At 72.9% G+C, this 22991-nt stretch carries 20 protein-coding genes; 11 read left to right on the forward strand and 9 right to left on the reverse strand.

Features of this window, described 5'->3' with window-relative positions; all coding sequences use genetic code 11:
- Positions 1 to 177: 177 nt before the first annotated feature.
- The 5 genes from ACFV9Q_RS28235 (at position 178) to ACFV9Q_RS28255 (ending at position 5498) form a co-directional block, all read left to right on the forward strand.
- Complete coding sequence (locus ACFV9Q_RS28235) at positions 178 to 876, forward strand: type 1 glutamine amidotransferase domain-containing protein (protein ID WP_377237152.1); 699 nt, start codon at positions 178 to 180, stop codon at positions 874 to 876.
- Between the two features lie 111 nt (positions 877 to 987).
- Positions 988 to 2061, forward strand: coding sequence for an NAD(P)-dependent alcohol dehydrogenase (locus ACFV9Q_RS28240; protein ID WP_377237153.1), 1074 nt, complete (start codon positions 988 to 990; stop codon positions 2059 to 2061).
- Positions 2062 to 2071: 10 nt separating this feature from the next.
- The gene (locus ACFV9Q_RS28245) at positions 2072 to 3448 is read left to right on the forward strand and encodes an NADP-dependent succinic semialdehyde dehydrogenase (RefSeq protein WP_377237154.1); all 1377 of its coding nucleotides are present in this window, start codon (positions 2072 to 2074) and stop codon (positions 3446 to 3448) included.
- A 2-nt stretch (positions 3449 to 3450) separates the two neighbouring features.
- Positions 3451 to 3978 carry a YbhB/YbcL family Raf kinase inhibitor-like protein gene (locus tag ACFV9Q_RS28250; protein ID WP_377237155.1) on the forward strand — a complete coding sequence of 176 codons (528 nt, stop codon included), beginning with the start codon at positions 3451 to 3453 and terminating at the stop codon, positions 3976 to 3978.
- A gap of 143 nt (positions 3979 to 4121) precedes the next feature.
- Positions 4122 to 5498: an FAD-binding oxidoreductase gene (locus ACFV9Q_RS28255; RefSeq protein WP_377237156.1), complete on the forward strand. Its 1377-nt coding sequence runs from the start codon at positions 4122 to 4124 to the stop codon at positions 5496 to 5498.
- A 104-nt stretch (positions 5499 to 5602) separates the two neighbouring features.
- Here the strand turns inward: ACFV9Q_RS28255 and ACFV9Q_RS28260 are convergent, their stop codons facing one another.
- From ACFV9Q_RS28260 to ACFV9Q_RS28270, 3 genes are all read right to left on the reverse strand, one after another.
- Positions 5603 to 7516 carry a BTAD domain-containing putative transcriptional regulator gene (locus tag ACFV9Q_RS28260; RefSeq protein WP_377237157.1) on the reverse strand — a complete coding sequence of 638 codons (1914 nt, stop codon included), beginning with the start codon at positions 7514 to 7516 and terminating at the stop codon, positions 5603 to 5605.
- Positions 7517 to 7702: 186 nt separating this feature from the next.
- Positions 7703 to 8389: a hypothetical protein gene (locus ACFV9Q_RS28265; protein WP_377237158.1), complete on the reverse strand. Its 687-nt coding sequence runs from the start codon at positions 8387 to 8389 to the stop codon at positions 7703 to 7705.
- 94 nt (positions 8390 to 8483) lie between these two features.
- Complete coding sequence (locus ACFV9Q_RS28270) at positions 8484 to 9569, reverse strand: DUF5937 family protein (RefSeq protein WP_377237159.1); 1086 nt, start codon at positions 9567 to 9569, stop codon at positions 8484 to 8486.
- 100 nt (positions 9570 to 9669) lie between these two features.
- Between ACFV9Q_RS28270 and ACFV9Q_RS28275 the strand changes: the two genes are divergently transcribed.
- Both ACFV9Q_RS28275 and ACFV9Q_RS28280 read left to right on the forward strand, forming a co-directional pair.
- The gene (locus tag ACFV9Q_RS28275) at positions 9670 to 10944 is read left to right on the forward strand and encodes an MFS transporter (protein ID WP_377237160.1); all 1275 of its coding nucleotides are present in this window, start codon (positions 9670 to 9672) and stop codon (positions 10942 to 10944) included.
- A 37-nt stretch (positions 10945 to 10981) separates the two neighbouring features.
- On the forward strand, positions 10982 to 11653 hold the full coding sequence (locus ACFV9Q_RS28280; RefSeq protein ID WP_377237161.1) for a GAP family protein: 672 nt from the start codon (positions 10982 to 10984) through the stop codon (positions 11651 to 11653).
- Here ACFV9Q_RS28280 and ACFV9Q_RS28285 read toward each other — a convergent pair.
- Positions 11643 to 12605, reverse strand: a complete 963-nt coding sequence (locus ACFV9Q_RS28285) for an AraC family transcriptional regulator (RefSeq protein ID WP_377237162.1) — start codon at positions 12603 to 12605, stop codon at positions 11643 to 11645. The two genes, ACFV9Q_RS28280 and ACFV9Q_RS28285, sit on opposite strands and share 11 nt — an antisense overlap.
- 120 nt (positions 12606 to 12725) lie before the next feature.
- Between ACFV9Q_RS28285 and ACFV9Q_RS28290 the strand changes: the two genes are divergently transcribed.
- Positions 12726 to 13478, forward strand: coding sequence for an SDR family NAD(P)-dependent oxidoreductase (locus ACFV9Q_RS28290; protein ID WP_377237163.1), 753 nt, complete (start codon positions 12726 to 12728; stop codon positions 13476 to 13478).
- Positions 13479 to 13514: 36 nt separating this feature from the next.
- On the opposite strand, the gene ACFV9Q_RS28295 is transcribed toward ACFV9Q_RS28290, so the two are convergent.
- The 4 genes from ACFV9Q_RS28295 to ACFV9Q_RS28310 all read right to left on the reverse strand — a co-directional run bounded on the left by ACFV9Q_RS28295 (position 13515) and on the right by ACFV9Q_RS28310 (position 17298).
- On the reverse strand, positions 13515 to 14069 hold the full coding sequence (locus ACFV9Q_RS28295; protein WP_377237164.1) for a DinB family protein: 555 nt from the start codon (positions 14067 to 14069) through the stop codon (positions 13515 to 13517).
- 66 nt (positions 14070 to 14135) lie between these two features.
- Positions 14136 to 14891 carry a YqjF family protein gene (locus tag ACFV9Q_RS28300; protein ID WP_377237165.1) on the reverse strand — a complete coding sequence of 252 codons (756 nt, stop codon included), beginning with the start codon at positions 14889 to 14891 and terminating at the stop codon, positions 14136 to 14138.
- Positions 14892 to 14937: 46 nt separating this feature from the next.
- Positions 14938 to 16119, reverse strand: a complete 1182-nt coding sequence (locus tag ACFV9Q_RS28305; protein WP_377237166.1) for an SLC13 family permease — start codon at positions 16117 to 16119, stop codon at positions 14938 to 14940.
- A 138-nt stretch (positions 16120 to 16257) separates the two neighbouring features.
- Positions 16258 to 17298, reverse strand: coding sequence for an SGNH/GDSL hydrolase family protein (locus tag ACFV9Q_RS28310; RefSeq protein ID WP_377237167.1), 1041 nt, complete (start codon positions 17296 to 17298; stop codon positions 16258 to 16260).
- A gap of 563 nt (positions 17299 to 17861) precedes the next feature.
- Here ACFV9Q_RS28310 and ACFV9Q_RS28315 point away from each other — a divergent pair.
- Complete coding sequence (locus ACFV9Q_RS28315) at positions 17862 to 18824, forward strand: ATP-binding cassette domain-containing protein (protein ID WP_377237168.1); 963 nt, start codon at positions 17862 to 17864, stop codon at positions 18822 to 18824.
- Positions 18821 to 19636: an ABC transporter permease gene (locus ACFV9Q_RS28320; protein ID WP_377237169.1), complete on the forward strand. Its 816-nt coding sequence runs from the start codon at positions 18821 to 18823 to the stop codon at positions 19634 to 19636. The genes ACFV9Q_RS28315 and ACFV9Q_RS28320 overlap by 4 nt, the downstream gene beginning before the upstream one ends.
- 11 nt (positions 19637 to 19647) lie before the next feature.
- Here the strand turns inward: ACFV9Q_RS28320 and ACFV9Q_RS28325 are convergent, their stop codons facing one another.
- A complete protein-coding gene (locus ACFV9Q_RS28325) occupies positions 19648 to 20409 on the reverse strand; it encodes a DUF427 domain-containing protein (protein WP_377237170.1) in 762 nt (253 codons plus the stop codon).
- A 242-nt stretch (positions 20410 to 20651) separates the two neighbouring features.
- Between ACFV9Q_RS28325 and ACFV9Q_RS28330 the strand changes: the two genes are divergently transcribed.
- Positions 20652 to 22979 carry a hypothetical protein gene (locus tag ACFV9Q_RS28330; RefSeq protein WP_377237171.1) on the forward strand — a complete coding sequence of 776 codons (2328 nt, stop codon included), beginning with the start codon at positions 20652 to 20654 and terminating at the stop codon, positions 22977 to 22979.
- The last annotated feature ends 12 nt before the right edge of the window (positions 22980 to 22991 follow it).

Here is a 22991-nt window from a genome sequence, read left to right on the forward strand (position 1 = left end):
GTGGCACCTACGGGAGGGCCCCCGTTTCTCCGGGGAAAGCGCGCCGAAGGGGGGGTTCCGGGTGGGCGGGTTTTTTGGGATGGTGCCGCTCGGGCCCCCCGGCTGGGGGCGGCTGTCCCCCTTCCCCCCCACCACGGGTCAACTCTCTGGTGAGCGCGCCGCCGTAGCGTCCGGGGGATGAACACCCCGATGACGGTCCTGATGGTGCTGACCTCCCACGACGAGCTGGGCGACACCGGGCGCAAGACCGGGTTCTGGCTCGAGGAGCTCGCCGCGCCCTACTACCACTTCCGCGACGCCGGCTGGGAGGTCACGCTGGCCTCGCCGAAGGGCGGGCGCCCGCCGCTCGACCCGAAGAGCGACGAGCCCGCCTTCCAGACCGACCAGACCCGGCGGTTCGAGGCGGACGCCGAGGCCGAGGCGCAGCTCGGCTCCACCGTCCGGCTGGACGCGGTGTCCGCGGACGACTTCGACGCCGTGTTCTACCCCGGCGGCCACGGCCCCCTGTGGGACCTGGCCGAGGACCCGGCCTCGATCGCGCTGATCGAGCGGGTGGCGCGGGGGAACCGCCCGCTCGCGCTGGTCTGCCACGCTCCCGGCGCCCTGCGGCACACGACCGCCGCCGACGGCTCCCCGCTCGTGGCCGGCCGCCAGGTCACCGGGTTCACGGACAGCGAGGAGGAGGCGATGGGCCTGACGCAGGTCGTGCCGTTCCTGGTCGAGGACGAGCTGGTGGCCGGCGGCGCCGTCTTCTCCCGGGTCAGTGACTTCGGGCCGCACGTCGTCGTCGACGGGATGCTGGTCACGGGCCAGAACCCGGCCTCGTCCGGGCCGGCCGCCCAGGAGCTGATCTCGCTCGTCGGCGCTCGTTCTTGACGGAATCTGGATCAAGGCCGCCGCGGTGCTTGATCCGCAGTGCTTCACTGCCCGTCCACCGACCGCTCCTAGCGTCGCCCGCACAGCGAGACACCGACGAGGGAGAACGTCATGGCAAAGATGCAGGCGGCGCAGATCTGGAAGTTCGGGGAGCCGCTCCGGTTCGTAGAGGTCGACATCCCGACGCCCCGGCCCGACGAGCTGCTGGTCAAGGTGGGCGCCTGCGGGATGTGCCGCAGCGACTACCAGCAGCAGCACGGCTACTTCGAGGTGGCCCTGCCGAGCGAGCTGCCGATCATCCCGGGCCACGAGATCGCCGGCCACGTCGTGGGCAAGGGCTCGCTCGTACCCGACGGGCTGCTCGAGGAGGGGGACCTCATCGCGGTCGACCCCGGCTGGGGCGACGGCACCTGTGAGCAGTGCGTCAAGGGCAACACGCAGCTGTGCACCGGAGACGGACGCTGGCTGGGGTTCGGCCCGCCCGGAGGCTACGCCGAGTACGTGGCGGTGCCGTACCAGCACGCCATCAAGGTCAACCCCGGCGAGGGGCAGGGCCCGGAGTTCTTCGCGCCGCTGACCGACGCGGGCGCCACACCGTACCGGGGCATCAAGAAGCTGGTCGAGCGGGGGAAGTTCACCGCCGGCCACACGGTGGTCGTCGCGGGCATCGGCGGCCTCGGCAGCTACGCCGTGCAGTACGCGCGGCTGTTCAGCGGAGGCGCGGACATCGTGGCGTTCTCCCGCACGCAGGACAAGCTCGACCTCGCCCTCGAGTACGGGGCCGACCACGCGATCAACACCCGGGACGCCACCCCCGAACAGGTGCAGGACCAGCTCGAGAAGTTCACCGGCCGGCGCCGCGTCGACGCCATCCTCGACTGCGCGGGCGGCCAGGACTCGCTCGACATCGACTTCCGGATCCTGAACTCGGGTTCCGACGTGGCGCAGGTGGGGCTGATGGCCAGCAACGCCACGCTCCCGGTCAACCTCGTGGTCGGCACGGAGCAGACCTGGCACGGCTCGTTCTGGAGCAACCACCAGGACATCTCCGAGGTGCTCGCGCTGGCCGCGGCCGGCAAGATCCACAACACCATCACCCCGGTGAAGTTCGAGGACGTCAACGAGAACCTCGAGAAGGTCGCCCGCGGTGACGTCGTCGGCCGCCAGGTGATCGTCTTCGACTGAGGAGGCCGTCGTGCCCATCGCAACGATCAACCCGACCACCGGCGAGACCGTCGAGCAGTTCGAGCCGCACGACGCGGCCGAGGTCGACCGCCGGCTGACCCAGGCCGCCACGGCATCGGCCACCCTGCGGCACACCGGCTTCGCCCGGCGGGCGGGCTGGATGAGAGCCACCGCCGACATGCTCGAGGGGGAGACCGACGAGGCCGCCGCGATGCTGACCCTCGAGATGGGCAAGACGCTGGCCGCGGCGCGGGAGGAGGTGGGCAAGTGCGTCCGCTGCATGCGGTACTACGCCGAGAACGCGGAGACGTTCCTGGCGGACGCCCCGGTGGCCGATCCGTCGGCCATCGGGGCGGGCAGCGCCCGGACGGTCTGGCAGCCCCTCGGCGTCGTGCTGGCCGTGATGCCGTGGAACTTCCCGCTCTGGCAGGTGATGCGGTTCGCCGCGCCCGCCCTCATGGCCGGCAACGCGGGGGTGCTCAAGCACGCGTCCAACGTGCCCCGGGCCGCGCTCTACCTGGACACCCTCTTCGAACGGGGTGGCTTCCCGCCCGGCGCGTTCCGCACCCTGCTGATCCCCTCGGCCGACGTCGAGAGGATCATCGAGGACCCCCGCATCCGCGCGGTGACCCTCACCGGCTCGGAGCCGGCCGGCCGTGCCGTGGCGGGCACGGCCGGCCGGCAGGTGAAGAAGACGGTGCTGGAGCTCGGCGGCTCCGACCCGTTCATCGTGATGCCGAGCGCCGACCTGGACGCCGCGTCCACCACCGCCGTGCGGGCGCGGATGCAGAACAACGGCCAGTCGTGCGTCGCGGCCAAACGCTTCATCGTGCACGCGGACGTCTACGACGACTTCCTGGAACGGTTCCTCGCCGAGGTCGGCAGGCTGGTGGTCGGCGACCCGATGCAGGAGGGGACCGACGTCGGCCCGCTCGCCACCGAAGGGGGCAGGCGCGACATCGAGGTGCTCGTCGACGACGCCCGCGACAAGGGCGCCCAGGTGCTGGCCGGCGGCTCCGCCCCGGACGGGCCGGGGTGGTTCTACCGCCCGACCGTGCTCGCCGGGCTCACCGACGACATGCGCATCGTGCAGGAGGAGGCGTTCGGGCCGGTGGCCTCGGTCTACCGGGTCGCCGACCGGGAGGAAGCCGCCCGGGTGGCCAACCAGACCCCCTTCGGGCTCAGCTCCGCCGTCTGGTCCGACGACGAGGAGGACCAGGACTACTTCGTGCAGGAGCTGCAGGCCGGCGGGGTCTTCCTCAACGGCATGACCGTCTCCTACCCCGAGCTGGCCTTCGGCGGCGTCAAGAACTCCGGGTACGGGCGGGAGCTGACGTTCGCGGGCATCCGCGAGTTCTGCAACCTCAAATCGGTGTGGAAGGCGTGATCATGGCGATCCCCTACGACCCCTACGACTTCCTGCCCCCGCTGCCGGGCTTCACGCTCACCTCGGCCTCGTTCGAGGACGGGCAGCAGCTCCCGCTGGACCAGGTGGGTGGCGTGCTGGGCGGCGACGGGAAGGACATCTCGCCGCAGCTGAGCTGGTCGGGTTTTCCCGCGGAGACCCGCAGCTTCACGGTCACGGTCTTCGACCCCGACGTGCCGACCGTCTCCGGCTTCTGGCACTGGGCGGTGGCCGACCTGCCGGTCACGGTGACCGAGCTGGCGGCGGACGCCGGGAACGGCTCGGCACTGCCCGGCGGTGCCCGCACGCTCGCCAACGACGCCGGCTACGAGCGCTACCTCGGCTCGGCGCCGCCGCCGGGCAACGGCCCCGACCGCTACTTCTTCGCCGTGCACGCGGTCGACGTCGAGCACGTCGAGCTCCTGGAGCCGGCCACGCCGGCGTTCCTCGGCTTCCAGCTGTTCACCCATGCGCTCGCCCGGGCGACGATCGTCGGCACCTACGAACGCTGAACAGGGGGAGGGGCGGACCGTCGAGCGGACCTCGACACGGCGTCGACGAGGTGTGGATCGGCCGTCGATCAGTTGTCGACCGGCTGTCGATCGCGACTCGTGAGGATCGGGGCGACGAACCCCACCGAACGGAGCACTTCCCGATGTCCTCGAACGAACTCGACGTATCCACGCTGCGCGCGCAGCTCGACGGCCGCCTCGTGCTGCCCGGCGATCCCGGGTGGGACGGCGCGCGCCAGGCGTGGCAGCTGACCGTCGACCAGCACCCGGAGGCCGTGGTCCTGGCGGCGAGCGCCAAGGACGTGGTGACGGCCGTGAACGCGGCTCGCGCGACGGGCCTGCGCGTGGCGGCGCAGGGCACCGGGCACAACGCGAGCCCGCTCGGCCCGCTGGCCGGCACCGTCCTGATCAAGACCTCGGAGATGCGCGGTGTAGTGATCGATCCCGAGGCGCGCACGGCTCGCGTCGAGGCCGGTGCGCTCTGGGGCGACGTCCAGGCCGCCGCGGCACCGCACGGGCTCGCCGGTCTGGCGGGCACCGCGGCGGACGTGGGCGTGGTCGGCTACACCCTCGGCGGCGGCCTGTCGTGGCTGGCCCGCAAGCACGGCCTGGCCGCGAACCAGGTCGTGGCGGCCGACGTAGTGACCGCGGACGGCGTGCTGCGGCGCATCGACGCGCAGACCGAGCCGGACCTCTTCTGGGCGATCCGCGGGGGCGGCGGCAGCTTCGCGGTCGTCACGGCGCTCGAGTTCGGTCTGTTCGAGTTCGGCGAGCCGCTCGGCGGCACGCTGTTCTGGCCGATCGAGCGGGCCGCCGAGGTGCTGCACGCGTGGCGGGAGTGGACGGCGTCTGTCCCGGACGAGATCACGTCGGTCGGCCGGCTGCTGCGCTTCCCGCCGATGGAGGAGATCCCCGAGCCCGTGCGCGGCCAGTCGTTCGTGGTGGTCGAGCTGGTCTCCCTGCTGGACGCCGGCGCGACCGACGCCGTCCTCGCGCCGCTGCGCGCGCTGGCACCCGTCATGGACACCGTGCAGCCCTGCACGCCCCAGGCGCTGGCCGAGATCCACATGGACCCGCCGGGCCCCGTGCCCGGGACGGGCGACGGCCTCCTCCTGAACGAGCTGCCGTCCGAGGCGTTGGACGCCTACCTCTCCGTGACCGGTCCGGAGGCGAACTTCCCGGTGCTCAGCGCCGAGATCCGCCACCTCGGCGGCGCCCTGGCGCCGCAGCCGGCGCGGGGCGGCGCGGTCAGCGGGTTCGAGGCGGCCTATGCCGTGTTCTCCGTGTCGATCACGCCCGTCGAGGCGGCCGTGAAGGCGACGCACAGCAGCCTGGACGCCCTGGCCGAGGCCATGCGCCCCTGGTCGGCCGATACCGGCTACCTGAACTTCGCCGAGCGCGCCGGCGGGGTGCCCTTCGCCGACCCCGGCACGCTCGACAGGCTCGGCCGGATCAAGGCGACGTACGACCCCGCTGACGTCGTCCGCGGCAACCACTCGGTCGCGCCCGCGCGGGCCTGACCCCACCGCCGTCCTCGTGGCCGCCTCCTTGAGGGAGGACGGCGGCCACGAGGGCCACCCGCCCACGAGGACCACCGGCTCACGAGGCCCACCCGGAGGCAGGGTCAGCTCGCCGCGTACAGCTCGGCGCGGTCCCGCGGCACCGGCCACGCGTCGAGCTCGTCGGCGGCCTCCGGCTGGCGGCGGGCGAAGGCGCGCACGACCCCCGCCATCCGGTACGTGGTGCTGTGCGGCAGGCCAGCCGGGCCGTTCTCGGCGAGCAGGCCGAGCTCGACGAGCGAGTCGAGGACGCTCCAGACGTCCTCGCACGTCAGGCCCAACGCGTCGGCGGCCTCGTGGATGGCGAAGGTCTCGCTCTCCAGCCCCGCGGTCCGCCGCAGCGCCCGCGCCTGGGCGGGCCGCAGGCGCAGGTAGGCCCGCAGCACGGGCGCCTCGGCGAGCAGGCAGTCGTCGTGCACCGTCTCGGCCGGGTTGGCGAGCTCGTGGGCGAGCTGGTCGGCCATCGCGGAGACGCTCCAGCGGGGGTGCGTGTTCAGCCGGCCGCCGATGAGGCGCAGCGACAGCGGCCAGCCGCAGGAGAGCGCGACCAGGCGCGCGGCGGCGCCCGGGTCGACGGCGAGCCGGTCCGGACCGGCGACGTGCGTCAGGAGTCGCAGCCCGTCGTCGTCCGGCAAGGGTCCGGCCTGGACCCACGTGGCGCTCACCGGCTCGGGGTGCCAGCGCCGCGCGACGAACAGCACCGCGCTGCCCGACGGCAGCACGGCGGTCAGCGTGCCGAGCGTCGTGGTGTCCTCCACGCCGTCCAGGACCGCCAGCACGGGTCGGCCCCCGGTCGCGTCCCGGAGCTTGATCGCCCGGGCGGTCGCCGAGGCGGGTACGTCGGCGGGCGGGACGCCGTACGCGCCCAGCCAGGCACCGAGGATCTCGGTGAGGTCGCCGCACATCTGGTCGAGGTCTCCGTACAGCCGGCCGCCGGGGTAGTGGCCGACGGCGCGGTGGGCCGCCTCGACCACGAGCGCCGACCTGCCCAGGCCGTCGAGCCCGTGGACGCCGATGGTCGTGACGGTCCCGGCGGTCGTTCCGTCGGTCGTGTCGGTGAGCGCGTCGGCGATGCGGGCGAGCTCCGCGTGCCGGCCGGTGAAGTAGGGCAGGCGCGCGGGGAGCAGGGTGGGGCCCGGGCCGGAGTGCTCGACCTGCTCGGAGCGAGGCTGGTCCGGCCGGCCAGAATCCGCCGCGGGCGGCACGTGCTCGGGCGCGGTCAGGAGGGCGGGGTCCGACACGAGGATGCGCTGGTGCGCGGCCCGGAGCGCGGGCCCGGGATCGATGCCGAGCTCGTCGCGGAGCAGGGTCTCGCCCGCGCGGTACACGGCCAGGGCGTCGGCCTGCCGGCCCTGCCGGTACAGCGCGCGCATGAGCAGCTCCCTCAGCCGCTCCAGGAACGGGTGCTGCTCCACGAGCAGCGTCAGCTCCGCCGCGACGTCCTCCTGCCCGGCGTCGGTCCCGGCGTCGAGCATTGCCGCGAACCTGAGCTCGGTGGCGGCCAGGCGGGCGGCCTGGAGCCGGGCGCGCTGCCGCGCGAGGTACTCGCCCGGCGCGCCGTCCAGACCGTCGCCCGTCCAGAGCGCGAGCGCCTGGGTGAGCGACGTCGCCGCCGCGCCCGGACTGCCAGCCGTCGCCTGGTCCCGCCCGCGCGTCACGAGATCCCGGAAGACCACGGCGTCGACGGATCCGTGCGGGGCGTGCACCGCGTACCCGGTGCCGGCCGTCTTGATCACGACGGCCGACCCGGCGAAGACCTGCCGCAGCCGGGAGACGTAGGTGCGCAGCGTCCCCCAGGCACCCTTCGGCGGGACCTCGCCCCACAGCGCGTCGATGAGCTCCTCGCCGGGCACGACGCGGCCCTCGTGCAGCAGGAGCACGGCGAGCACCGCCCGTTGTTGCGGGGAGCCGAGCGGTACCTCCGTCCCGTCCCGCCACATACGGACAGGGCCGAGCAGAGCCAGGTGAAGATCGGACATGAGGGTTCGCTTCCCAGGTCGCGCGCGGACGTCGAGACGAGGCCGATCGACGCCCCAGGTTAGCGGAGCAGGGACTCCGTCGAGCTGTGTGCAGATATCTGTGTGTGCAGGGAAGCGGCGTCCGGGTGCCCTGATACATGCAACCGGGGTGATGAAGCCGCGGGCGGGGCTGTGTGGGGTACCGGGTCAGCCGTTCGTTCGCCAGACCGGACCGAAGTCACCACGGGTGCCCGGCGTCGCATCGTTCAGCGCCGTGACCAGTTCGTCGACGCGCTTGCCGGCCATCGCGTCCTCGAGGGAGTAGTCGACCGCGCCAGGGTCGGGGGAGGGCGGTTCGCTCCGGACCGACCCCTGAACCTCCCCGACGCCGAGCTCGGTGCCGTCGTACGGGATGACGGAGTCCGAACCAAGGCTGCGCCATGTCGCTGGGTACCGGGTCCCGCCGTCGGTGAACCCGGGCTCGTGCACCAGCGCCATGACATAGGTGTGGTCCACCTCGACGCGCGGTTCGTCCGCGCCGGCCATCTCGATCCGCTCGCCGCCCTGGAGCACCCATCCCCAGCCGCTCCACCCGAACGCCGTGGGCGCGTCGTGGCGCGGGTCTGCCGACGTCCACACCACGTCATCGACCCGCATGGTCACCATGCGGTCCACCGCGCCCTCGCCGTTGGCCTCGTCCTCGCCGTCGAGCGGCATTGCCTCGTCGTCCACTGCCGTGGCGATCACGACGTGATCGGCGTAGGTCACCCAGTCCTCAGCCGTGGCGTTCGGATATCGGTCACTACCCTCGGCGATCACCGGGCCGCCGCCCGCGCACCCTGCTGTGCCGGCCACGAGCCCCGTCAGCGCGGCGCCGACAAGGGTCCGTCGCACTGGTGGCGCCACATGTCTCGACATCGCCGCTCCTGGTAGCTCACGTTGACAGTGGTTACGTGTCGCGACCGCGGGTCGTCTTGCGTCAAGCCTCTCAGCGCAGCACCGCCGACAGCAGGTCCGTGCCCAGCGTCGTCAGCGCCGACCGGTCGAGCGTGTAGTGGACGTAGCGGCCGCGCCGTCGGCCCGTGAGCAGCCCGGCGCGGCGCAGGACGGCGAGGTGCCGGGACACCTCCGGGGGCGAGAGCTCCCAGGCGTGGGCCAGCTCGCTCGTGGTGTGCGGGCCGCGGGCCAGGGTGCGCAGCAGCCGCAGCCGCACCGGGTGCGCGAGCGCCTCCAGCCGGAGCGTGACCGTCTCCAGGGACACCGGCTCGGCCGGGCCTGCCTCCGCGACCGGGTACTGCACCACCGGCTGCCACCCGGGTGCGCGGACCACCGTCAGGTGCGGGCGGCCGAAGACGCTCGGCACGAAGGTGAGCGCGGCGCCGCGGGCGGCGGTCGCACTGTCCTGGAGCTTGTCCACGACGATGCTGTCGCCGTCCGGCGCCAGGGTGACCGCGTCGGAGACCGAGGCGAGCGCGGCCGCGGTGCCGTGCCGCTGCAGCAGGTCGTTCTTCAGGCGCAGGTCGGTGGCGAGCCGCTCGGCGACGCCCGCCCAGGCGGCGTCGAAGAACGCGTCGGCGCACTGTTCGAGGGTGCTGCGCACCCGCGCGCGCACGGCGACCGGGTCTGCGAGCAGCCGTTCCGCGAAGGCTTCCTGCTGCGGGCCGCGAGCCTGGGCGAGGTCCAGGGCCCGATCGCGCGCGGTCGTGTCGGCGAGCGGCGACGGCCCCGCGAAGTGGACCCGGTTGCTGCCGCACGTGGTGACGAGGGCCGACCTCACGTACTTCTCGTCGTCGATCCGGTCCACGTCGTCCAGCTCCTCGACGAGGGTCGGCCGGGGACGGGAAGGGACCAGGAAGTCGGCTCGTGAGGAGCGCCAGAGAAACTCCGCCTCCCGCAGCCGCTCGGCGAGCTCCGGCCGGAGCCCGGCCCACACGTCCGCGGCCCACGCGGCGTGCCGCGGATGGTGCCCGGGTTCGGCCAGCACGTGCAGCATCGCGGTGAGCTCGGCCAGCGGGGAGGCGGCGAACCGCAGTCGCTCGGACGGCAGGCCGCTGATGTCGATCCTCAACGTCACCCCCTGATCATTCCCGACCGTCCGGGCGGCGGCGGTGCCGATTGACGGTGTCCGTCAATCGACGTGCCCCGTCCGGGGCACCGAACGCACCGTTGGCGCCATGGCAACCACCAAGATCCAGGTCCGCGCCCTCGTCCGCGCCTCCGGCGGCCCCCGCTACGCCGCCGCACTGGCCGTGGACGCGCTCGGCACCGGGATGATGCGGCCCTTCCTGCTGCTCTACGGCGTGGCCGTGCTCGGACTGTCCGCGCCGGCCACCGGTATCGCCATGACGGTCGGCATCGTCGTGGGCCTCGGGTGCATGCCCGCGGTCGGCCGATGGTTGGACCGGGGCGCGCGCAGCACGGTCGTGGCGGCGTCGATGCTGGTGCGGGTGGCGGGTGTGGTGCTGCTGCTCGCCACCCCGGCGGGGCACCTGTGGCCGTTCGCGACGGCGGCACTCTTCCTCGGCATCGGCAACCAGGCGTGGCCGGCCGCCCACGCGGCGCTCGTGGCCACGGTCGCCCACGGCCGGGAACGTGACGCGGCGCTCGCGGCAGGCCGCGCCCTGCGCAACGCCGGACTGGGCGTGGGTGCGCTGCTGGCCACCGCGTGCCTGGCGGGTGGCACCACCGCGCTGCGGGTGCTGGCGGTCGTCACCGGGCTCGCCTATCTCACCGCTGCCGCGTTGGCGTGGTCCGTCCGACTGCGCGCCCGTCCGGCCGCCGCTCCGGCAGGCGCCGGGGTCGACGACGGGGTCGACGACGGGAGCGCTCGGCCGGCACCCCGCATGCGCGCGGTCCTGGCCGCCAACGTGGTCTACGCCTTCTGCCTCAACGTCCCCGAGGTCGCGGTCCCGCTCGTCCTGGTGGCCCAGCTCGGCGCCTCCCCGGTGTGGTCGGGAGCTGTCTTCGTGGCGAACACGGTGCTGGTGGTCACCCTGCAGGTCCCGGTCACCGTCCTGATGTCCCGCTTCTCCCGGCGGACGGCGTTGGCGCTCGCCGGCGCGGTCCTCACCGCCTCCTACCTCGGCTTCCTCGTGGCCACATCGCTGGGGCACGGCTGGGCCGCGCCCGCCGTCGTCGCGGTGTCCGTGGTCTGCACCCTCGGCGAGATCATCTACGCGGGCAGCGTCACCGCGCTCGTCACCGTCCTTGCCCCGGCCCACGTCCTGGGCCGCGCGCTCGCGCGGCTCCAGCTCTCCACGGGCTTCGGCCTCGCCGTTTCCCCGGCGGTCATCACCGCCCTCGCACCCCTCGGCCCGGCCGTCCTCTGGGGCGGCCTCGCCGCTGCGACGCTCGTGGCGGCCTCCGCCGTCGCCGTCGAGAAGGACTCGCCGGCGAGCAGGCTCGGGTCACCTGGATCGGGTGACACGCCCCTCGCCGCGCGCTCCTAGGGTCGCGACCTGGCTCGTCAGGCTCAAGGGGGTTCGCATGGGTGGCGCGATAGGTCAGTCCCTGCCCGTCGCGGTGGGTGTGCTCGTCAGCCCGCTGCCGATCGTGGCCGTGGTGCTCATGCTCGTGAGCAGGCGGGCCCGCGCCAACGCGCTGGCCTTCGTCGCCGCGTGGTTCGTGGCGGTGTTCGCCGTGGTCGCCGTCGTGGCCCTCGTCGCGGGGAACGCGAGCCCGGACGCCGACGGCCCGGCGCCGTGGACGGGCTGGCTCAAGATCGTGCTCGGCGTCCTGCTGCTGTTCCTCAGCGTCCGGCAGTGGCGGGGCCGGCCGAAGCCTGGCGTCGAGCCGCCCGCGCCGCGGTGGATGGCGGCGATCGACGGGTTCACGCCCGCCAGGTCGGCCGGGCTCGCGGTCCTGCTCGCCGTCGTGAACCCGAAGAACCTGCTCCTGGTCGTGTCCGGGGGCCTGGCGGTGGCCGGGGCCGGCGCCCAGGAGGCGAGCACGACGCTCGTCGCCGCCCTCGTGTTCGCCGCTGTCGCCAGCGCCGGCGTCGCGACACCGGTCGTCATCTACTTCTCGATGGGGACGCGGGGCGGGAAGGTCCTCGACGAGCTGAAGTCCTGGATGATCCACAACAACGCGACGATCATGACCGTCCTGCTGCTCGTTCTCGGCGCGAAGCTGCTCGGCGACGGAATCTCTATCGTGTAGCGCGGGGCGTCGTCCCCGGAGGCGTGCGTGCCTGGTCGCGGAACGTCGAGGGCGACGACCCGACGACACGGCGGAACGCGGTGCTGAACGCGCTCTCGGACTGGTAGCCCGTGGCCCGGGCGAGCTCCGAGATCGACAGCGTGCCGCGGGCGAGGGCGTCGCGCGCGAGGTTCATGCGCCAGCGGATCAGGTAGTCCAGGGGCGGGACGCCGACGTGGCTCTTGAATGCCTGGGCGAACGCGGACCGCGACATGTGGCTGATCTCCGCGAGCTCCTGGAGCGTCCAGGGGTGGGCGACGTCGGCGTGCACGGCGCGCAGGGCGGCGCCGATGCCGTCCTCGTTCAGGGCGCCCAGCCAGCCGGTGGGCCGGTCCGTCCGGCGCGCGTGCGCTCGCAGCATGTGCACGAGCAGGATCTGCGCGAGGTGGCTCTGCACCAGCGGGCCCCCGGCGGCGGTGGCCTCGACCTCGGTGGCCAGGAGGGCGATCAGCTGTCCCAGCTCCAGGCCGCGCGGGTCGGCCGCGCGGACGATCACGAGCGGCGGCAGGAGGTCGGTCAGGAGAGAGGCGTTGCCGTCGTCGAACGCGATGTGCCCGACGCACAGGTACAGGTCCTCCTCGTCCTCCTCGGGCTCCTGGCCGATCCGCACGGAACCGTCCTCGGCCCGCGCCCACACCTGCTCCGCGGGACGCGTCCGCGCGCCAGGCGTGCTGGCCAGCACGTACGGCGGCGGGTTGCCCAGCATGAAGGTGTCACCCTCCTGCAGGAGCACCGGCTCGTGCCCGTCCAGGACCAGCCAGCAGCTGCCCCGCACGAGGCCGCCGATCCGCACGTGCGGGAACTGGTCGAAGCGCAACCCCCACTCGCCCGCGGCGTACAGGCTCGGCCCGACCACCGTGCGGGGCCGGAGCAGGCTGATCGCGTCCGCCACCGGATCGCTGAAACCGAGCAACACCCAACTCCTGGACTATCGGTAATGAATCCTGGACTATCCGTTATGGATGATACCCACGCGGTGGCGCAGGATCGATGCGTGAGCAGATCAGCGATGAAAGGCAACGGGGAGATCCACATGGGACAGCTGGAGGGCAGGACCGCGGTCGTGACCGGCGGCAGCACCGGCATCGGCCTGGCCACCGCGGTGCGGCTGGCGGACGAGGGCGCGTACGTGTTCGTCACGGGGCGGCGCGAGGCCGAGCTGGAGGCGGCCGCCCGGACCATCGGGGCGCACCGGGCCACCGCGGTGGTCGGCGACATCGCGGAGCCGGCCGACCTGGACCGGCTCTACGCCGCGGTCCGGGCCCGGGGCAAGGGGCTGGACGTGCTCGTGGCGAACGCGGCGGTCGGCTCGTTCGTGACGCTGGAGGAGACCACCGAGGAGCACTTCGACCAGACCTTCGCGGTCAACGTGCGGGGCACGCTGTTCACCGTGCAGAAGGCGCTGCCGCTGCTCAACGAGGGCGCCTCCGTGATCCTGACCGGGTCCACGGCCGCCGACCGGGGGATGGCGGCGTTCGGCGCGTACTCGGCGTCGAAGGCCGCGGTCCGGTCGTTCGCCCGGACCTGGTCCAACGAGCTCAAGGAGCGCGGCATCCGGGTCAACGTCGTCTCGCCGGCCTGGATCGAGACGCCCGGCGGTACCGCCGCCTTCGGCGACGAGGAGACCGCCCGGGCGATCAAGGAGCAGGTCGTCGCGACCGTGCCCAAGGGCCGGATGGGGCAGCCCGAGGAGGCCGCCGCGGTCATGGCCTTCCTCGCCTCGGAACAGAGCAGCTACGTCGTCGGCAGCAACCTCTACGTCGACGGCGGGACCAACCAGGTCTGAGCACCCGGCCCCCGAGGCCGTTCCTCGCCGTCGGGATCAGGCGTCCTCGCGCAGGTACAGGTCGCGCAGCAGGCCGATCTCGCCGCCGTGGTGCGAGACCTCGACCAGGGCGTGCAGCGCGAGCTTCAGGTAGGTCTCCTCGGCCCAGCCGCCGGGACCCCGGCCGATCGGCGCCAGCAGGCGCGCGTCGTCCATGGCGGCGATACGGGAGATGAACTGCTCCCAGTCGTCCGCGAGCGCCTGGATGCCCGCCTTCGCGGTGCCCGGCCACTCGTGCCGGTCGGGGAACTCGGGGGCGTCGTCGAAGAGGTGGATCACGTAGCCGCGCAGGCAGAGGCTGCCGATGTGCCAGATGCGCCAGGCGATCGTCGTGACGGGGTCCGGCTCGCCCGGAGCCGGCTTCGGAAACAGGTCGGCGACGCGGTAGACGCCGTCGTCGCCACGGCGGATGCTGAGGCAGTCGTCGACCGGCTCCCAGTGGTACTCGGCGTCGGTCAGCCCTTCGAGGCGCCCGAACAGCCGGGTGCGTGCGCGCTCGAAGATCGCCAGGATGTCGCGCGTGGCGGGGTCGGGCGCGGTCGTGTCTGCCATGTCGGCTCCAGGGTGTGGGTGGTCTCGGGTCGGGTCGGGTCGGGACGCCGCGCGGGGCGCGGTACCTCAGAGCTGGGCGCCACGGCGGACGACGACGGGCGAGCCGTCCGCGACGAAGGCCGAGAACGGCGCGGCGGCCAGGCTCTCGGCGAAGGGCCGGCCGTACACCTGCTCGACGTCGCACTCCAGGGCGGCGTCCTGAGCCTGCCGGACCTGCCAGCTCGGGTGCTCCACGCGGTACTCGACGCAGCCGCCGCCGCGCTGCGCGGCGTATCCCCAGTAGTGCTCGGTGACGAACTCCTCCTGGGAGCCCGCCACGAGCGGCCGGGCGGGGCCGTCGGTCGTGGCGCGCAGGTGGTGCCAGTCCCCGGCGTCGTGCCAGGAGTACTCGACCAGGCCGCCCGGGGTGACCTCGCCGTCGTGCAGGTCGATCCTGTGCCGCATGGGCCGCGCGACGTACTTCTCGCCGTAGACGACGCGGGCGACGGTGGCCAGCGCCCACCGGGGCACGATCTCCTTGACGAAGACGACGCCGCGCCGCCAGCCGTCGTCCGCCCGGCGGCGCACGTAGAACCGCAGGTTGATCTCGTCGAAGTCGCGGTGGAAGGGGACGGGGACGCCGAGCAGGTGGGTGTCGAGGAACTGGAAGCCGACCATGCTCACGAGGTGCCGGCCGTCCCAGGTGTCGAGCTCGACGCCGCGCGGCACGAGCGGGCGCAGGGCGTCCGGATCGATCTCGTAGCTGAGCATTAGCAGCCGGCGCCACTCGGCGGAGAGGAACAGGCCGGTCCGCGGTTCGGGGCGTGCGTTCTCCGAGGTCACGCCGAGGAACGTACCAAGGGGGAGCGGCGGGGTGGGGGAGAAGGCTCTATCCGCTGACGACGGACAGCGCCAGGGCGGCCAGGCCCACCGTGGGTACCGCGGCGAACAGGCCCCAGGCGGCGAAGCGCGCCCAGGGGACCGGGACCCCGAGCGCGACGACCCGCTGGTGCCACAGCAGCGTCGCCAGCGACGCCCACGGCGTGACCAGCGGGCCGAGGTTCACGCCGATCAGGAGCGCCATCAGCACGACGGGGTCGCCCGCGGCGATCGGCTCCAGCACCAGGTAGGCGGGCAGGTTGTTGATGCCGTTGGCGGCCAGCGCCCCGAGCCCCGCGACGCGCAGCAGCTCGCCCGCGCCGTGGCCGCTGCCGGTCACCGACGTCAGCAGAGCCGTGAGGCCGTGGGCGTGCGCCGTCTCGACCAGGACGAACAGCGACGCGGCGATCCCGAGGGCCTGCCACGGCACCAGCGCGGGCCGCAGGGCGCTCCGCCGTCGGACGAGGAAGAGGACGGCGAGCACGACGGCGGCGGCCGTCGCGGGGACCCACACGTGCGGTGTGAGCGCGAGCAGCGGCAGCAGCACCAGGAGCACCAGCCCCGCGCCCCAGAACAGCACGGGGTCGGACGGTACGCGCTGCGGGGGAACGCGGTAGGTGGAGAACAGGACGCCCCGGTACCGGACCGTCAGGATCACGACGGGCACCACGACGCCCACGAGGGCCGGCGCCCAGCTCAGCGCGAGGAACGCGGACGGGTGGTCGCCCATCGCCGGTGCGGCGAGCAGGTTGGTCAGGTTGGAGACCGGCAGCAGCAGCGAGGCCGTGTTCGCCAGCCAGATGGTCGCCAGCGCGAACGGCAGCGGCGAGATCCCGATGCTCTGCGCGAGCAGCACGACGAGCGGCGTCAGGATGACCGCGGTGGTGTCGAGCGACAGGAACACGGTGCTGAGCACCGCCAGCAGCACCACCCAGACCCACAGCACGACCATCCGCCGCCGGCCCCAGCGGCCCAGCAGCTGCGCGAGCACCTCGAACACCGAGGCGTCGCGCGCGAGCTCGGCGACGATCGTGATGGCCACCACGAAGCCGAGCACGGGCGCGGTGCGCGCGGCGACGGCGCGGGCGTCGGGCGCGGGCAGCAGGCCGCTCAGCACGCAGGCGGCCGCGAGGACGACCATCGCGAGAACGATCCACGTGCTCGGACGAGGTCGGGTGCGCGTGCCGTTCACGCGCTGAGCATACGGATCCGCAGGAGGGCGGCCGACACGGGGGAGCGGTCGCCCTCCTGCGGGCAGGAACCTGTCAGACGCCGTTTCTCGATGCGTCAGGGCCGGTCGCTGCGTCAGGCTCTGTCACTGCGTGAGGTGTCACTGGGTCAGGGCGGTGGCCCGGTCCGAACGCTGGACCCCGGCCCACCACGTGTCGAAGTCGACGCCCCTCTCCTTCGCCAGCTTCTCGAGCCGGGCCTTGGTCGGGGGCTGGAAGAGCCTCGGCTTGATCTTGCGGTCGGCCGCGGCGTACTTCTGCTGGAGCTTCGCCTGCTCCGGGGCGTCTGCCTCCGCCTCGGCGAGCACCGTGGCGGTCGCAGCGACGCTCGCGCCGGTCAGCACGCCGCTGACCAGCGGCAGGTAGCCGTTGGCGTGGCCCAGGCGGTTGGGGTGGTAGGACTCCTGGACGGGGTTGGAGAAGCCGTTGATCCACTCCGTCGAGTCGCAGACGGCGTGGCCGGTGAACCGGCTGACCGGGTTGACGAACGTGAACCCCCTGGCGGAGGCGGCCGTCGAGATGACCGAGTTGATGTGCACGACGGCGTTGTTGAGCGCCGTCTCGTCCTCCGGGCTGAAGAACGTCGCCAGGTTGCAGTCCTCGCCCATGAAGATCTTCGGGTAGCCGACGACGACCACCTTCGCGCTCGGCGCCCTCGTCCGGATGGACGCGTAGAGCGTGTTGAGCCGGCCCGGAAGGGTGCCGGAGATGAACGAACGGGCCGCGGCGACCGTCCCGGCGCAGTCGCTGGCCCACGCCGGAAGGGCGCACTCGGTGAGCACGTCGGCGAATCCGGCGTCGTTGCCGCCCACCGAGATGGTGACGTACCTCGTGCCCGTGCCCAGGGCGCTGATCTGGGTGCTCGTCACGTCGGCCACGACCGCCCCCGAGCAGGCCCGGAAGTTGAGGCTGTAGCCCTTGGCCGCGGCGGTGAGGCTGGCGTAGGCGTAGGTGGAGCGCAGGCACTCGGTGCCGTCGTTGATGTAGGTCCGGGTGCCGGTGCCCGAGGAGTAGGAGTCGCCGAGGGCGACGTAGGACTCGCCGGCGGCGTACGACGGCAGGGCCGGCGTCGTCACCAGCCCGACCGTGACAAGACTTGTCGCCGCCAGGGCGGCGAGGACGCGGAAGAGACGTTGCTTCATGGGGCAGCTCCCCTAAGGGTCCGTCGAGCCACGCCAGTTGTGACTCGATCGCTACCTTTATAGGAGATTTCACCCGACCTACACAATGTCTGGAACATGAATACTTCAAGTTGCAGTCAGTAGCGTGCCATCGCTTGACCCAACGGCGGGATGGTCCGACCAGCGAGCTGACTCGCCGTCCGCCTGTTGTCGAGTCAGCCAGGTGGTCCGACCGAATGGCTGACTCGGCGTCCGCCTGTTGCCGAGTCAGCCGGGTGGTCGGACCAGCTGGCTGACTCGGCGAATCCGTGTGGGTGAGGATCCAGTCGTATCGGTTCCGGTGAGCGTGACGGGGCCCGAGGACGCGACGATCTCCACCATCTGGGCATCCTGGCCGGTCGCCCACGCGGGCACTACGAAGGTGTGTTCCTCGCCGCGCTGCACGTGGCCGGGCCTGCGACAGTGGTGGGAGCGCTGTTCGGCAGTGCAGCTTGTCAGAGCAGTTCGGCAGTGCTGTCTCGGCAGCGCTGTTCGTCAGGGGGACGGTCCGCGACCGGCGGTGCCTTCGGGCGGAAGGAACGGCCATGCCAGAACCGGCAGTCGTGGCCCGTGGCATCGAACGACACTTCGGTGACAACCGGGCGGTGGCCGGCGTCGACCTCAGCGTCGAGGCAGGCGAGGTCTACGGGTTCCTGGGCCCCAACGGCGCCGGGAAGTCGACCCTCACCCGGGTGCTCTGCACGCTCCTGGCACCCACGCGAGGAACGGCCCAGGTGGCCGGGCACGACGTGGTCGACGACGCCACCGCCGTCCGGCTACGCATCGGCGTCGCCCTGCAGGAGGCCGCGCTCGACGACAAGCAGACCGGCCTGGAGATGCTGCGCCTGCAGGGGCGGTTCTACGGGCTGACCACGCGGGAGACCGCGCTCCGGGTCGCGGCGCTGCGCGAGCTCATCGACATCGGCGACGCCCTCGACGACCGGGTCGCGACCTACTCCGGGGGCATGAAGCGCCGCCTCGACGTGGCGCTCGCGCTGGTGCACAACCCGGAGGTCCTGTTCCTCGACGAGCCCACCACCGGGCTCGACCCGATCAGCCGCGCGGCCGTCTGGGCGGAGATCCGGCGGCTCAACCGGGACCTCGGGATGACCGTCTTCCTCACCACCCAGTACCTCGAGGAGGCCGACGCCCTGGCCGGCCGGGTCGGCATCATCAACCACGGCCTGATCGTCGCCGAGGGCACGCCCGAGGAGCTCAAGCGCACCATCGGGACCGACGTCGTCGTCGTGGACGTCGCCGACCGGCCCGGCTCGGCACGTACCGCGCTGGCCGGCGTCGGCGGCATCCGGAGCATCGACGTCGACGCGCACCGGCTGATGATCTCCGTCGAGGACGGCGCCCAGGCGATCAGCCCGGTGGCGCTCGCGCTCGACCGCTCGGGCATCCAGGTCCGCGAGCTCGCCCTGCGGCGCCCCACGCTCGACGACGTGTTCTTCCGGGTCACCGGCGAGCGGATCGGTGACGACGACGAGACGGGGCGGCCATGAGCACCGAGCGCACCACGCCCGACGTCCGGCAGGAGACCGTCCACGGCCGTCCCGCAGGTTTCTGGCGAGACCTCTCGTCGGTCGCGATCCGGGCCCTGCGGCAGATCCCCCGGGAGCCGGAGGCGATCATCCCCGCGCTCGTCATCCCGCTCTTCTTCTTCGTCGTCAACGTCGGGGCGCTGTCCGACGTCGCCTCCATGGCCGGCATCGACGACTTCAAGGCGTTCCAGATCCCCGTGGCGATCGTCTTCGCGGTCACCGGCATCTCCCGGGCGAGCGCCCTGGTCACGGACATCACCGGCGGCTACTTCGACCGGCTCCTCCTCACGCCGATGCGCCGCACCTCGCTGCTGCTGGGCCTGATGGTGGCCGACCTCGTCCTGGTCGTCGCGCTGTCGGTCCCCGTGCTGGTGCTCGGATTCGCGCTCGGCGTGCGGTTCGCCACGGGGGCGGCCGGCGTGCTCGCCTTCCTGGTGCTGGCCGGATTCTGGGGTCTCGCCTTCACCGGGTTCCCCTACGCCATCGCGCTGCGCACCGGGAACCCCGCCGCCGTCAGCTCCAGCTTCCTGCTCTTCTTCCCGTTCGCGTTCCTGACGACGTCCTTCCTCCCGCTGGACGCGCTGACCGGATGGCTGGCCACCATCGCCGTCTACAACCCCGTCACGTACCTGCTCGCGGCCCTGCGGTCACTGATCATGGACGGCTGGGACGGCACGGCGCTGTGGCAGGGGGCCGCGTCGATCGCCGCGGTCGCGCTGGTCAGCTTCACCGTCGCGTTCCGGGCGCTCGCGGGGCGCACGTCGCGCGCCTGACTCGCGCGGACCTACGGCTGCCCGATCCGCTCGCCGTCCACCCAGACCTCCAGGTCGGCGCTCTTCTCGGGCCAGAAGCAGACCAGCCCGGCAACTCCTGCCGCCTCGCGCAGCGGGGTCTCGTACCCCCAGACGGCGTCGTGGACCTTGAGGTCGCCCGCGGTCACCGACCAGTACCGCGCCGTCCCCTTGTACGGGCAGTAGCTCACGGCGTCGGTCGGCGTCAGGAGGTCCATGCGGACGTCGACCCGCGGCAGGTAGTACCGGGGCACCAGGCCGGTCTCGGTCAGGACGACCGGCCGGTGCGACTCGGCGACGACCTCGCCGCCCAGCACCACCCGCACGTGGCGGCTGGAGTGCAGGGTGTCGACCCGCACGTAGGGGCTGCGGGCGTGGAAGTGGATCACCTCGTCCTCCTCGAGCCAGGTGTCCATGGCCGTCCAGGTCAGCGTGTACGCGCCGCGCATGCCCTCGGTCGGCGCCTCGGGATACCGCTGGGCGGCGCGCCTCAGGACGCGGTCGCCCAGCAGGACGTCGAACAGCTCGCTCGGCCCGAGCGCGCGCGAGCGCTCGCCCTCGCCCGCCGGGCGCAGCTCCGCCCGGACGTCCTCGGACGCGAAGAAGTACCGGGGCGCGTACGAGTACTCCCACACCAGCAGGGGTGCGGCGGCGTCGGCGACCACCTCGCCCTCGCTCAGGGCACGGATCCGGGTCAGCCCCCGCTGGACCGTCCCGGGCTGGATCGCGAACGGGTTCTGCACGATGTCGGTCACTGCTCACCTCTCGTCGTCGGCCGCGCCCTCGCGATCGCGTACGAGCACGTCCGCGGGCACCTCACCCGGACGCCAACCCCGCGGACGGCGGGAATATTTCACCCGATTTCGCCGGTCACTGACTTCCCTCGGTTCCCGGGTGATCTTCGGGTGAACTGGGGCGCCGCGGCCATCAGCGCCGTCCCGTGGGCTCTCCTCCCAGTCAGCGGCCGCGTCCGCGGTCGGGAGAGAGAGCAACGACCATGGACCACGACTGCGGATGCGGCGACGAGGCCACCGCTGAGTACCACCACGGGCACCACCACGGGCACGGGCACCACACCGCGCCCCTCACGTTCGACGCCGACGGCCAGCTCGTCGTCGGTCCCGTCATCCGGCCGGAGCTGCTCACCCGGCCGTGTCCCATCGGCACGCTCGACGGCTCGTGGCTCCTGGAGCTGGAGCGCCGCACGGTGTTCGGCCCGGAGGTGCGCGGTGCGATGCGCATCGAGGTCGGCGCCTCGTCGCTGCGCGTCTCGGGCGACATGTACTCCCGACGGGTCTTCCCGCCCGTTCTCGAGCCGCGCCTTCCGATCCCGAGCCCGTTCCCGGTCCCCGACCCGGGGCCTCTCGCGGGCGCCGTCGTCCGCGAGCCGGGAGCCGCCGTCCGGCCCGGCGCCGACGAGCAGGACACCACGGGGATCGACCCGGGCATCCTGGCCGAGATCCCGTCGCTGAGCTTCCGCTGGTACCCCGCCTTCCCCGCGTCGGAGTACTCCTGGTACTTCCGGTCGAACGGCGCCACCTACGCCGGCGGCACGCTGACCGTGCAGATCGTGCGGCACCTGTGGAACCGCACCACGCAGGAGTTCGTCTCGACCGACACGGGCACCCTCACGCTGAGCTGCCGCCGGCCGCTCGTCGTGGCGACGGCCGCCACGGTCCTCGGCCCGTCGCAGCGCATGACGGGCACGCTGTCGATCGGCGGCACCGTCACCAACGTCACGGCCCGCAAGACGTCGCCGATGTACCGCGGCTGCCGCATCGAGGTCGACGCCATGGTCAACCGCGTCTTCCCGGCGTCCGCCACGATCGGCTCGGGCGCGACCGCCACGGTGCGCTCGGTCTACGCGACCGCGGGCTGGGACGTCACGGTCGTCACGGACGAGATCAACGTGCCGGAGGACGCCGACCTCACCAACGCCGAGCTCGCGACCCTCATGACGGGGCACCGGCAGGCGGTCCCGGGCGAGGGGTGGCGGCTGTGGCTGTTCGTCGGCTCGTCGCAGGGCGGCCTGTTCGGGATCATGTTCGACGACGACACCGTGCCCCGCGAGGGCGCGGCCGGCTTCGCCGACGTACGGCTCGGCAACGACGCCGTCATCGCGGCCCCGGCGCGCGGACGCCCGCTCGACGAGGTGCCCGCGGCGTTCCTGCGCACCCTCGTCCACGAGGCCGGGCACGCGTTCAACCTGTGGCACCCCAAGCACGACGTGCACAACCCCGGCATCGGCATCGAGATCATGAACCAGACGGGCGACGTCATCGGCTTCGCCACCGCGGCCAACCCGTACCCGAACAACGCGGCGTTCGTGTTCTCCGACCACGACCGCACCTCGCTCATCCACTCGCCCGACCCGCAGGTGCGCCCGGGCTGGAAGAACTTCGGGTGGGGGCACGGCGACCTGTCGGCGGGGCTCCCGGCGCCGGTGGACGTCGCCGGGCTCGGCGGCGACACGGGCGACGAGGGCCTGGAGCTCACCGTCACCATGCCCGCCCAGGCGTACGTGGGCGAGTACGTCACCGCCGAGGTCGCGCTCACCAACGTGTCGGACCAGCCGCGCACGGTCACGACGCTGATCAACCTGTCGGAGGGCGACCTCGTCTTCCTGCACACGCCGCCCGACCACTCGCTGCAGCACCTCGTCGACGTCGCGATCGGCTGCGGCCCGCGCCCTACCGTCGTGCTGCAGCCGGGGGAGTCGGTCCGCAACCACGTCCAGGTGTTCTTCACGAACCAGGGCGTCACGTTCACGGAACCCGGCCGGCACACCGTCGCCGCGCAGCTCGAGGTGGACCCGCTGACCACGGTGCGTTCCGCGCCCGTCACGGTCGACGTCCGGGGCCCGGCCACCGCCGCCGAGGTGGACATCAGCGCGAAGACCCTGACGCCCGGCGTCGGGCGGGCCATCGCGCTGGGCGACTTCGCCACCGACGCCTCGGCCCGGGCGGTCCTCACCGACCTGGCCGAGCAGCACAGCGACACCGACACCGGAGCCGCGGGCGCCCTCGTCCTCGCGAACTCGCTCACCCGCTCGTTCACGGACGTCCGCGCCCAGGACGTGCGGGCGGCGGCCCCGGACGAGGCGGCGCGCTTCCTCGACCTGGCGGTCTCCGGGCGGACGGCGGAGCGCGCGGCGGCGCTCGCGGTCACGGTCGCGAGCCCGACCGAGAAGAACGCCCCGGTCGTGGCCGACACGATCGCGGCGCTGAAGTCGCGCGCCAAGGGCGGCGCCCGTACGGCCGCGGGGAAGGACTTCGCCGCCGCGCAGCGCGTCGCGGCGGACTTCACCGAGCCGCAGGGCCGCTGACCGGGCGACACG

This window comes from Promicromonospora sp. NPDC059942 (assembly GCF_042731755.1).
Lineage (GTDB): Bacteria > Actinomycetota > Actinomycetes > Actinomycetales > Cellulomonadaceae > Promicromonospora.